This is a genomic window from Vallitalea guaymasensis (assembly GCF_018141425.1).
In the GTDB taxonomy this organism is placed as follows: Bacteria; Bacillota; Clostridia; order Lachnospirales; family Vallitaleaceae; genus Vallitalea; species Vallitalea guaymasensis.
In genome coordinates, this window is sequence record NZ_CP058561.1 from 820606 (window position 1) to 832594 (window position 11989).

Sequence of the window (11989 nt, forward strand, 5' to 3'; positions counted from 1 at the left end):
TAGTTCACAAAATTTCTTTAATGTAATTATATGCTTAATAACCATTTTAATCTACCACAAAATTATGTTAATATTATGTAAATTTACTTTTCCAATCATAAATAAAATTTATTTATACTAAAAGGCACCCAAATATTTAGGTGCCTTAATAAAAATTCTCATTAATTAGCCATGATACTAATGTTACTCGCTTTGTCCTCTAACAAAGTCAGATACAACAGTTGTAAGAGGTACTGGTTTCACCTTAAACAAACCGTCTTTATCTATTGTAATTAGAGTTCCACCTCTCTGTGTATATCTCTTTTTAATATTTTTATAAGCCAAAAAGTCAATTGACATCCCATATGTCATCATAACATCCTGATAAGTTAGTGAAAGTGTGTTAAGATGGTCATGTCCACAGAAAATCCCTTTGATTACACCGTTCTCTACTACTTTTTCAAAAAAACCATAGTTATTCTTTGATATACCAAAATAATCGTTGCTTTCACCTATACTACCAAAATTATACTCAACACTTTTATCTCCTAACTTCATCTTTTCATAAGCTTCTTTGAATTCAGGTAATGGCATATGAAAAAATGCTAAAGCCTTCAGGTTTTCATTTTGTTTTTTAAGTATGGATAATTCGTTCATACACCATTCTGTCTGCTCCTTATGTATACAGTCGAAGCCACTGAAGAACCATCCTTCCCCATACATATTTGAGTCTAATACTACAAGTGCCATAAGTACTTTCTCTCTTTTATCTATGAGTTTTATTATGTAATTACCTTCACCAGTAAGTTCTTTTTTCCCTTTAGCAAAAACACTGTATTTACCGTTTATGATAATCTCAGATATCTGGTCTTTATCCCCTTTTGAACCCATTTCAATATCATGATTTCCAAATAAGAAGGCATAAGGAATCTCAAATGAATCCATGAACTCTACTAATCTTCTAGCTTGTTTGATATTATTTCTAGTACCGGATTTGAATATGAAAGGGAAAATACTATCTCCTGTAAGTATTATCAAATCTGGTTTTGATTTTTCTACTAACTTAGTCACTGCATCCATACCTAATCTATCTTGTTTTCTAGACAATATTCCAAAACCAAAATGTAAATCAGTCAATTGCAATATTTTATATGGTCCATCACCAATATTTATAGCAAAATGGTTATCTTTATCTTTGTAGCAATTAGGATTATCATACATTATCATCCCTCCTCTTCATCAAGTTAAAGGTATCATGGCACCAACTGCACAGATTATAGTTGATATCACCATAATGACTTGAAATACCAATTTTCCGAATCTACCGCAGATTGGACTAGCACCAGCTTTTTTCCTTGACCTGTTATAAGTAAATACAAGCATTACAGCCACCAGCACTACTACACCTGACATTATCCTTGTTAGGATAATAAAGCTATTTACACCAAAAATGGCAAACAGTAATGATGGAATTGTAGCCAATAACCAACAGACTTTATTATTTATCCCTATCTGTTCATGAACAACATCACGAAGGCTCAAAGTATTTGACCAAAAAGTTGTTAATAGGGCAAATAATGAAAACAAACCTGCAAGTATAGCTGCCCAACGTCCAATATTTTCTCCTAGTTGTAGATAGGCTAATTCTTTATCCAGTGAATTATTCACACCCAATAAAACAGTTATAGTAACAATCAAAACAAAAATAGATGATATAGCAAAACCTAAAAATATTGAAGTCCTAATTTTTTTAACATTTCCTTTCAATCCTTTTACCGATTGAATTACCGCTTGGTTAGCAGAGGTTGCAAAAACGACCATGCTATATAATCCTAGAAGATTATTGATATGTACTTTGGAAGACCCGATAGCATTCATAGGTTTCATGAATGTTCCAATACTTATAGCAATCACTATCACTATCAATAAGGATACCGTATACTTCTGAGCAATACCTACAGCCTTCATTCCCATAAATACTACTATACCCGCTAGAACATAATATATGATCTGAGCTAATGAAAATGGTATGTCAAGCCAGCTCCAGATTATCATAGCACCACCATTAATATTACCACTGACACCAACAACTATTGCTAATCCATAGACCGTAAACATAATCCAACTGAATATTTTTTTTGCTTTCCCTCTGAACAATTCTCCTTCAAAACTCTTAACTAGTTGAACACCACCATTGTTATAGGAAAGTTCCGCAATAATTAAATGTAAGACAACGTTTATAAAATATGCTAATATAACCATTAATACAACGTCTCTCAAATTATTTTTAGTCGCTAAAAAAGGTACTGCGATTATACCTGTACCAATACTGTGTCCAACAATCATACTTGTTGCTTCAAACACAGTGAAATCAGCTTCACTTTGTATTTTCATCTTTTACCCTCCCAAGTATCATTACTACATCAATTCATTTATCTAATCTCTCTCTGTTATAAAGTGGTTTTATAATAACATAATGCTAATAAATCATACTCATTTGATTATAGCATATACAAACAGCTAATACCATTTCAAAATCATTAATACTATTGTTTATAATGTGCTAATTATCAATATTAAGCATTATAAAACCACCTATTTAGCTTTATATTCCCTTTAAAGCAGATAGTTGGAATAATAAAAATGTCTACTTCAAGAGGGATATATTCTTATAGGTGGTATATTATGATTCTATATTTATCTTATAATTGTCAATCTAATTTCTATCTGCTGTACACTCTTATACATTTTCTGCTACAACTTTTTTATATGTTTCAGTATCTGCATATATCTCATCCTTCAATGGATTCAGTTTATTTTTACGTATTTTATTGAATTGATAGATTACAAGTGCAGCATTTGTGATTAGAGCCAACAAACTTAGTACAAAAAACGCAGTTGGATTGTGTGTAGTGGATACTGGGGCTATACGGTCAGCAAATGAGGGTACAGTCATAACAAACATAATCCATAAAGCAAGTGTCTGTGCACGGTGTTGCAACCAAGCTCCTCTTTTGATAAAGAAAGCTGGAATTGTACAAGATGTCAGTAATGCTAAACCACAGTAGAATGAATGGTCTGCAATACAATTATATGTATAAGCGAAATTCCATATATCATAAGCTATGATCCAAGCCCATATCATATCTGGCCAAATCATATCTTTTGTTTTATCTTTTGATATGAAAATACCAACCCAACCACATATGGCAACAACATTAAGAATACCTGCTATTCCATTCATTATATTCCATGACCCTGACATTACCCATAGATTGTTTATGAATTCACCATCCCATGCTCCATATGAGAAACATTGAAAATCACGAAAAGCTGCTTCAAGTATATTAAGACCCAGGATAAGTGGCGGGAAGCATAAAGCCCATTTCTTCTTCGCTAAGGAAGGAATAAAACGAATAGCCATAAAACCAAGACATCCTGCAAGAGCAGAATAGGTTTTTACCCAGTTAAACCAGTTACCAGTACCATATTCATTTCCTGGAGCTGCGGTTTTTGGCCAAACTGCGATGGTCAATACTATAGGAACAACTAAAAATAATGTAATTCCACCCCATTTTGTAGAACGACCAAGTTCATTGAATGCCATTAAAGCAAAAACAACGAAAAGCCAAATCGCCCATCCTGAAAAACTTGTTACTTCATAAAAAATACCCATATTACTTTGCCTCCTAGAATTATTGATTATAACATTGATATAATTTTAACACATCTGTTCGTAGGCAACTATAAATTGTTACATAAAACATTGTAAATTTAGTTTTTTTATTGTCTACAGACATAATTATATGTCACAAACATTATAATTTTACTTTATATTGTAATATATGTCAATTTTTTTTAGGATTTAGTCGCGTTTTAATATACCAATTACTTTTCCATTAATATGTAATTCTATCTCTTCAACTATTATAGGTTCATATTTTTTATTTTCTGGCATAAGTAATACTTTATTTCCCATCGTTGTATATTTTTTAAGGGTTGCTTCATTTCCAACTACTCCAACTATTATATCTAGATTTTCAGCATAATTCTGCTTGTGTACTATTACATAATCTCCTTTATTAATACCCGCATTTATCATACTATCTCCAGTTACTTCTAATAAAAAGCAATTATTGCTATCATATAGTAAATTAGAAGGCAACGAAATATACCCTAAATTTTCTTGTACTGCCAGCTGAAAATTACCAGCTATTACTTTACCGTATATATTTAATTTATCATATTTTTCAATATCATAGGCTATATCGCTATCATAGTCATATAAATTTATCACTTCATTGTCTTCTACATTTTTTAATAATTTATATTTTTTTCCTTTCCTTATATCGATATATTTATACTCACTTACAATCTGACCTATATTCCCTGAGAACTTTGGTAATCTATCCATATATTGAAATTTACCTTTATCTCGTTTTATAATCAATATATCTTTACCATTACAGGCTAAACCATATTTTACATTTTCATTAGTCTCTAAATATGATTTTAGTTGTAAGATGGCATTATTAATATCTTCATTTGGTCTTTTTATTTCACAAAATATATATGGCTCTTTCTTTCCCTGATTATAGTTAAAAACAACTATATCTACATATCCTGTTCTTGAAAAGGTCTTAACTTTGTATTCCATATCTATCATTTCATATGGATAATCCAATTTTTCATTCAACTCGTTAATAACCCACTGTCGTACTATTTCCTCATTACTGTATTTATCAGCTATTTTCTCTGTATATCTATAATTTTCAATACCTATATGCCTTACTCTCTTAAACTCTTGATCTTCTTCTAATAGTAAATATGCAGGATTTATTTCAGCTATAAACTTTGAAGGTAAATATGAACTAGTTAAATACAATACTTCTTTTGCTCTTGTCATTCCAACATAAAGCAACTTTCTTTCAACTGATTCTACATCTTTATTATTCTGCAATTCACCTTGTACTTTAATAGGAATATTATCCTTGTTTAGTCCTATTATAATTACTACATTAAACTCTAAACCTTTGATTGAATGCATGGTAATTAATTTTACAGAATCATTATCAAAATTAGGATTTTTTTTATCTATAATTTCAGCATCAATACCTCTGCTAATTAAAAAATTCTTAGCATTATATAATTGAGCTTTTTTTCTTGCAATTATAGCTACATCTTTTAGATTAAATTTCTTATATAATTTATTGTTGATTTCATTACTTATATAATCTAGTTCTTTTACTTCTGAACTAAAATGTCTGTATAATGGATATTTTCCATGTCTATCTATTACTGATGGTTTCACATAATTTATATTACTTGTTACATTTTCATCATTTTCTATTAAACTATATGCTGCCCGTGCAATTTCCGTTGTAGTTCTATAGTTCTTAGAAAGTATTCTAGCCCTTCCTGACATATCAAACCCTATACTTTTAAAACTATTATATGATAGCCATGAGTGAGGATATATACTCTGTGCAGTATCAGCCACAAATACAATACTAGAATATATTTTTCTATGATTATATAATTCATATAGTATTTCAAGTTGTACTCTTGTTAAATCTTGACTTTCATCTATGAGTATATGTGGATATTTCTCACATTTAATTTTGTTGCATTTTAGTCCTTTTAGTACTCTAATTGCCATTGTTTTAAAATCTGTCAATCCTTCTTTTTCCATAAGTTTTTCATATTCAATCATTAATTCATAAATAGCTCTTCTGTTAATAGAATTCTTTAATATTCTCTGCGGTCCATCAGTTTCGTTATTATTAGTTCTACCTTTTCTATCAATACTTTGATAAGTTTCTATATTAAGATATTTACATGATTTAATCCAGTCAAATTCTTCTAATAAAAATCTTGCATTATCAGTAGTTACTATATTTTGATTGCTGTATCTTTTTTCAATAGTACTTATTGCCTTGTTAATTATTCTATATCTATCAGTATCACCAATTATGTGGTACCTTTTATTTACAAATTTTTGATATTCGTTAAACAACTTATAAATAATACTATCTACAGTACTTATTTTTACTTTAGAACTAGTTTTGTTATCCAATAACTCTATAGTAGTTATTTCATCATCCATATCTTCATATATATATCTTATGTAATTTATAAGTGTTTTTGCATATGTGATAACTAATACTTTATCCTCATTAGAACAATAATGTTTAATTAAATGTGGAATTTTATTAACAGCTACAGTAGTTTTACCGCTTCCTGCTACTCCCTTTATTAACATATGTCCATTGGGCTTTGTTTCAATTATTCTTTTTTGATCTATATTTAACTGCATATAATCGACCTCACAATAAGTTTATATGCATATAATAACATTTTTTTACTATATATTCTACTATTTTAGTCAAAATATTATACTAATATTTAAATTTTTGTCATTTTATGTTATTATATATTCACATTCATATAATAAGGAGATAAAACATGAGACAATTTTTAAAAATGTATTTCAATTTCAAGGGTCGCCTGAATCGTTTAAGGTATTTTTTATTTGGTATACCTTTATCCATAATAGTAGGTTTGGATTATTTAATAGCCATGAATAAGCTTGAGACTGCTTCATTAACCGGTACATACGTTATTATGACTATTTATTTCTTAATACTTATAATATGCTCAATATCAGGTTTGAGCCTTACCGTAAGACGTTTACATGACCTTAATCTAACTGGATGGCTGGCACTTATTCAATTTCTTTCACTAATTCCCGTTATAAAAATTATTCCTGGAATTTTTGGATTATATATTCTTTTTGCGCCTGGTAAAAACGATGGAAATTATTATGGCGATGACCCATTAGATTATGATCATTATCCATTTGACGACGAAAGCATAGAATAAAACATTCTATGCTTTCTAAATAATTTAATTTGACTATTCCACATATCCTATGACCTTTTGAAAAATCTAAAGTCACATACCTTGTCTCCATATCCCAGAGTCTTCTTTCTATCCCAAATAATATTTTTCATGTTGCCATACATGTAATCATCCACTTGGCAGAAAATAGGAACCAACTCTAGACAATTTTCTTGTTTCATGATATCTACGTATAAACAGCTTTTCGCATGAAATTCCATGGTCTTGCTATTATTGCTTATCCATTTCATATTCCATCCTGGTTCGCAGAAACTATTTTTAATAGCCATAGGACACATTTTACGAAATATGGCATAACCAAAAGGCATTTTCCCAATAAATCCAAAAAAGGATGCCATACCTTTGTTAGCTATTATTGCCGATTCTTTTATAGCTTCAATACTTTTTTCTCTTGGATAACCGAATTCAAGCATTTCCTTGTAGACTGCTATAGATGGCAATATAGCCTTTTTCATGTGAACAGCCATTTTCTTATTTGATAGATCATGTTTCTCAATTAGTTCTCCCAATCTTCTTTCAGTCTTTCTTATGAGTTCTTTATTACCACATAATTGACCTTGATATAATATATAATTCATTGAGCTTTTTTTCAATATTTTATTATGATTCATACACATTTCCTTCCGATAGATTATAATAATGTGTGCAACAAGCATTGACCAATTCATAATCATGGGTAATCAATAAGATAGTTTTATTCATTGATGCTGCATTTTTTATGGTTTTAGCTAGAATTTCCATATTTCTATAATCCAATCCACTGCTGGGTTCATCCAGTATCAATATATCTCTATCTGATAATAGACCACACAGAATTGACAGCCTTTGTTTTTGTCCACCTGATAATGCATATGGATGTTTATCCCTTATATCATATAGGTTAAATAGCTTTAATAATTCTCTTGCTTTTTCTAATTTTTCAGTTGTTCTATCTATTCCTATCAATATTTCTTTCTCTATGCTATTGGTGAAAAATTGAGTTTGGGTTTCATTAGCACTATACCAGACTTTTTTGTTTCTTTTTTTCCTATTAGTTCTTTTACCGTTAATCAAAATGTCCCCTTGACTTTCTTTATACATACCGCATAAGACCTTGGCAAGTGTAGTTTTTCCTGCTCCATTAGTACCTAATACAGCTATTATCTCACCAGAACATCCTGTAAATGAACAATTCTTTATGATATTTTTCCCTTTGATAGTTAGAGAAATATTGTCTAATTCTATTACAGGGTCATCTTGTCTTTTTGAAATCTTTTTCAAAGACTTGATTCTCGTTTTAAAAGGACAGCGTATTCCTAATTTTTGCTGTTGTAATAAACTAATCTTCTTAATTTCTTCTTTTGAATATTCTTTAACGATTTTTCCATCTTCAATATATAAAAAACGGTCAACAATATCCAACAGATAATATATTCTATGTTCTGCAAATACCATTGTAGCTCCATTGTTCTTGAGTATTTCAAGGGTATGTTTCAGATTATCAACACCTTCTGTATCTAGATTTGCTGATGGTTCATCAAAAATCAAAACCTCAGGTTTTGTTACCATAGCAGAAGCTATTGCAACTTTTTGACGTTCACCACTAGATAGTTCAGAAAGGTTCTTATCTTCTAGTTCTTGTAATCTAAGTTGTTTAATAATATCCTTAGTACAAGTCATTATCCTATCATGATTCAATCCATAATTTTCACATGCAAAAGCAATCTCACCCTCTACTTTATTAGAAAAGAATTGTGTTCTTGGGTCTTGAAATACACTACCTACTTTTTTACCTCTTTTCCACATAGGAAATTCATCTGCTTTTTTACCGTCTATGTATACCTTTCCTTGAAGACTACCGTTTTCAAAATAGTTAGGTATCAATCCATTGATTGTACGTATTATTGAAGTTTTACCATTTCCAGACGGTCCTATAATAGCTATAGACTCCCCTTTTTTCACCTTCAGGGATACATTTTTCAAACAAGGAGATTGTCCATATGTAAAAGATATATTTTCTAGATTAATCATTTTAGTCCTCCCCTACACAATAAATAGCAAAACATAAATATTATTATTGTAATTCCAATGAAATCCTTCAACCCTTTATTATCGCAATAATAACTTCCTCTCTTACATGGAGCTTCTATACCTCTAACCACAGCAGATGCTGATAATTGATCTGCTGTGTTAATACTCATCATTAACATTGGTACCAATACATACTCATATGTTTTGACAGGATGCAAAATGAAATTTTTACTTCCTGTTAGATCACGATTATACATTGATTCCTTTACTCCTTTTACAGCAAACCTGACTGTAGGAATGAATCTACAGGTAACTAATACTCCCAATATAAAAGTTTTAGGCACACGCATCTTAGATAAAAAAACACTAATAATCCCTGGTGAAGTAGTTACAACATCATGCATAGCCATAAAAATCGGTGTCAGCCACCAAAACATAAAAACATAGAACTCGGAGAAACCAATGATTGTAAACAAATATGTACGACTTAGCCACCTAATTATACTTAGAACTAAATAAAAGGGTATATACATTTTTAATATTTTAAACTTCCTCTGAACCATGAAATTACAGCAAAGACCTATAAATAACACAGGCATGTAATTAACATTTCCCACCAAAAATGTACCAAATATAGTTAAGATCAATATAATAAGTTTTGTAGCCATTGAATATTCCCATTTATTAATAGTATTCACTATAGTACTCCTGCCTTGTCAAAATGTCTTCTAGATAATTTAGTACCATAATAACTTCCTAAAAATCCTCCTACTGCCGCAAAAGCAAATATTATTATCAGCCATTTTGGATCAGTATAATAGCATTTATAGTTGTTGATATATTCCATAGTCATCCCACCTTGAACTGATGCCTTCACATAATCATCCCACATTACAAGTATTGGTAATATAGATGTACCAACAAATGCGACACTAAAGAATGTCCAAGTTTTTATTATCTGCTTATCACTGAGACTTCTATATAAAATCAATTCACATATGATTCCCACTATAATCAAATATATACTTATGAACCAATATCCCATCATTAGATAAACTAGTGCAAGAATTATACTATATACAAATGTTACCAGTGGTTTTTTTACTTTCTTAATCATCACAACATAGATTGGTGCTGATAAAAAGCATACTATCCCTGACGATAATACTAGACTGAAGAATTCATTTACCATAGAAACAGCATTAATAACTACCTGTATTATTACTATCAAAACACTTAGGATAACCATTGTTATTATATCTTTTACTGAAAACTTATTTGTCTTTTTCATCTTTTGTCCTCCTCTTATTTTCAGGTAGTGTAAAGTTTAACACTACACTATTTGTTTAAATTCTTTATTTATCAAGGGTTTCACAGTTTTTTGCAATAAAATAACAATGACCCCCTATTTTCAGTTATAATTGAAGTTCCAACACACCAAAAATTCCTGAAAGGATGTCATTGCTATGCCTTCAATTATAACTTATTTACTTAATATAATTCAATACCAAAATCAACAAATTTCTTGGTTACTTCTTTTCATCTCTAAATTTATTCCTCTTAAGCAATGGGCTTTTGATGATGCTCATTCACCTAAGTATCAGAAATTCAAGACCGATAAACTACCTATTATTAAACGCTTTGTTAAACAAGATTGGCAATTTTTGACTGAATACTATCTTCTTCGTTATGGTAAACCTTTAAAACCTGTTAGGACTCAAAAAGGTAAAATCCGTAATGTTCCTAACGATACCATTTGCCCTTTATGTGGTGCTCCACAGCAATATATTTACGATAATAATGGTGGTAAAGGCCAATTTAAGTGTAAAGTTTGCCAAAAAACTTTTGTTACGGGTGAACAAGTTTCTTCTCCTCTTGTTCTTAAATGCCCTTATTGCAATCATTCTCTTGTTGCAAAAAAAGATAGGAAACATTTTAATGTACATAAGTGCATTAATAATAAGTGCTCTTATTATATATCCAATGTGAGTAAATTACCTAATGACGTAAAACATTCTGATCGCTATAAGTATAAACTACGCTATATCTACCGTGAATTCTCTGTAGATTTTTTTGCTATGGATTTGGATTCTCTTCCTAAAAATGCTTCTTCTTTTAAATTCCGTAGTAAAAGTGCTTATATCATGGGACTTTGTTTGTCTTATCATGTAAACCTTGGACTATCTTTAAGAAAAACTGCTCAGGCTTTAAAAGACATTCATTGTATTGATATCTCTCATACTATGGTTGCTAACTATGCTCATTCCGCTGCTACTCTTATTAAACCTTTTGTTGATAATTATAATTACAACCATTTCTCTACTATGATAGCTGATGAAACTTATATCAAAGTCCGTGGTATCAAAGGTTATGTTTGGTTCATTATGGATGCTGTTTCTCGTTCTATCCTTGGTTACAGGGTATCTGATAATCGTGGCGTAGGTCCTTGTATCCTTGCTATGCGTATGGCTTTTCGCAATCTTAAAAAGCTTCCTGATAAATTTCGTTTTATTGCTGATGGCTATAGCGCTTATCCTTTAGCTTCTCAACAATTCGCTCTCCGTGAGAAAGATCCTCTTAAGTTTGATATCACTCAGGTAATAGGTCTTTCCAATGATGACGAAGTTTCTAAAAAGTTTCGCCCATTCAAGCAGATTGTAGAACGCCTTAACCGAACTTTTAAAGCTTCTTATCGTATAACCAATGGTTACGATAATTATGATGGTGCTAATTATGCCTTGTCTTTATGGGTAGCTTATTACAATTTCCTACGTCCCCATAAAGTTACTTGCTATAAAAAGCCTTTGAATAGGGTTAATTTGCTCTCCAAAGCTGATAACATGCCTGGAAAATGGCAACTCCTTATATACCTTGGTCAAAAAACCATTCTTCATTTACAAGAGCAACAATCTATCTGTTCTTAGATTTTGAACCAGAGGCACTGATACAGCCATCCCGCAGGGACATGCCCTTGATAGCATCATTAAACAATGCTACAATGCCATGATTACGACGGGATAGGTCTATCTGCTCTTGAGTTTTTCACCGTCGGCACCATTTTTAAGCATTGTTTAATGGT

The 11989-nt window shown here is 30.7% G+C and carries 10 protein-coding genes; 2 read left to right on the forward strand and 8 right to left on the reverse strand.

Annotation, left to right across the window (positions count from 1 at the left end; genetic code table 11):
- Window positions 1-183: 183 nt before the first annotated feature.
- The 4 genes from HYG85_RS03670 to HYG85_RS03685 form a co-directional block, all read right to left on the reverse strand.
- The gene (locus HYG85_RS03670) at window positions 184-1200 is read right to left on the reverse strand and encodes a metallophosphoesterase (protein ID WP_212692332.1); all 1017 of its coding nucleotides are present in this window, start codon (window positions 1198-1200) and stop codon (window positions 184-186) included.
- A gap of 18 nt (window positions 1201-1218) precedes the next feature.
- Window positions 1219-2373, reverse strand: coding sequence for an aromatic amino acid transport family protein (locus HYG85_RS03675; protein ID WP_113671739.1), 1155 nt, complete (start codon window positions 2371-2373; stop codon window positions 1219-1221).
- Window positions 2374-2719: 346 nt separating this feature from the next.
- Window positions 2720-3655, reverse strand: coding sequence for a DUF5692 family protein (locus tag HYG85_RS03680; protein ID WP_113671740.1), 936 nt, complete (start codon window positions 3653-3655; stop codon window positions 2720-2722).
- A 189-nt stretch (window positions 3656-3844) separates the two neighbouring features.
- The gene (locus tag HYG85_RS03685; RefSeq protein ID WP_212692333.1) at window positions 3845-6295 is read right to left on the reverse strand and encodes a UvrD-helicase domain-containing protein; all 2451 of its coding nucleotides are present in this window, start codon (window positions 6293-6295) and stop codon (window positions 3845-3847) included.
- Window positions 6296-6444: 149 nt separating this feature from the next.
- On the opposite strand from HYG85_RS03685, the gene HYG85_RS03690 reads away from it, so the two are divergent.
- Window positions 6445-6861: a DUF805 domain-containing protein gene (locus HYG85_RS03690; RefSeq protein WP_212692334.1), complete on the forward strand. Its 417-nt coding sequence runs from the start codon at window positions 6445-6447 to the stop codon at window positions 6859-6861.
- A gap of 47 nt (window positions 6862-6908) precedes the next feature.
- Here HYG85_RS03690 and HYG85_RS03695 read toward each other — a convergent pair whose 3' ends face one another.
- The 4 genes from HYG85_RS03695 to HYG85_RS03710 are packed head-to-tail and all read right to left on the reverse strand — an operon-like array spanning window position 6909 to window position 10201.
- Window positions 6909-7511 (reverse strand): L-2-amino-thiazoline-4-carboxylic acid hydrolase, encoded by a 603-nt coding sequence (locus HYG85_RS03695; protein ID WP_212692335.1) that lies wholly within the window; start codon window positions 7509-7511, stop codon window positions 6909-6911.
- On the reverse strand, window positions 7501-8910 hold the full coding sequence (locus HYG85_RS03700) for an ABC transporter ATP-binding protein (protein ID WP_212692336.1): 1410 nt from the start codon (window positions 8908-8910) through the stop codon (window positions 7501-7503). Before HYG85_RS03700 ends, HYG85_RS03695 begins: the two co-directional genes overlap by 11 nt.
- Window positions 8907-9608 carry an energy-coupling factor transporter transmembrane component T family protein gene (locus tag HYG85_RS03705; protein ID WP_212692337.1) on the reverse strand — a complete coding sequence of 234 codons (702 nt, stop codon included), beginning with the start codon at window positions 9606-9608 and terminating at the stop codon, window positions 8907-8909. The genes HYG85_RS03700 and HYG85_RS03705 overlap by 4 nt, the downstream gene beginning before the upstream one ends.
- A complete protein-coding gene (locus HYG85_RS03710) occupies window positions 9608-10201 on the reverse strand; it encodes an MptD family putative ECF transporter S component (RefSeq protein WP_212692338.1) in 594 nt (197 codons plus the stop codon). The genes HYG85_RS03705 and HYG85_RS03710 overlap by 1 nt, the downstream gene beginning before the upstream one ends.
- A 175-nt stretch (window positions 10202-10376) precedes the next feature.
- Between HYG85_RS03710 and HYG85_RS03715 the strand changes: the two genes are divergently transcribed.
- Window positions 10377-11834 (forward strand): DDE-type integrase/transposase/recombinase, encoded by a 1458-nt coding sequence (locus HYG85_RS03715; RefSeq protein WP_212690144.1) that lies wholly within the window; start codon window positions 10377-10379, stop codon window positions 11832-11834.
- Window positions 11835-11989 lie beyond the last annotated feature (155 nt).

Coding starts and splice junctions, on each gene's coding strand:
- HYG85_RS03685 (WP_212692333.1), bottom strand. CDS start 6,295: ATGCAGTTAAATATAGATCAAAAAAGAATAATTGAAACAAAGCCCAAT.
- HYG85_RS03710 (WP_212692338.1), bottom strand. CDS start 10,201: ATGAAAAAGACAAATAAGTTTTCAGTAAAAGATATAATAACAATGGTT.
- HYG85_RS03680 (WP_113671740.1), bottom strand. CDS start 3,655: ATGGGTATTTTTTATGAAGTAACAAGTTTTTCAGGATGGGCGATTTGG.
- HYG85_RS03700 (WP_212692336.1), bottom strand. CDS start 8,910: ATGATTAATCTAGAAAATATATCTTTTACATATGGACAATCTCCTTGT.
- HYG85_RS03715 (WP_212690144.1), top strand. CDS start 10,377: ATGCCTTCAATTATAACTTATTTACTTAATATAATTCAATACCAAAAT.
- HYG85_RS03670 (WP_212692332.1), bottom strand. CDS start 1,200: ATGTATGATAATCCTAATTGCTACAAAGATAAAGATAACCATTTTGCT.
- HYG85_RS03695 (WP_212692335.1), bottom strand. CDS start 7,511: ATGAATCATAATAAAATATTGAAAAAAAGCTCAATGAATTATATATTA.
- HYG85_RS03675 (WP_113671739.1), bottom strand. CDS start 2,373: ATGAAAATACAAAGTGAAGCTGATTTCACTGTGTTTGAAGCAACAAGT.
- HYG85_RS03690 (WP_212692334.1), top strand. CDS start 6,445: ATGAGACAATTTTTAAAAATGTATTTCAATTTCAAGGGTCGCCTGAAT.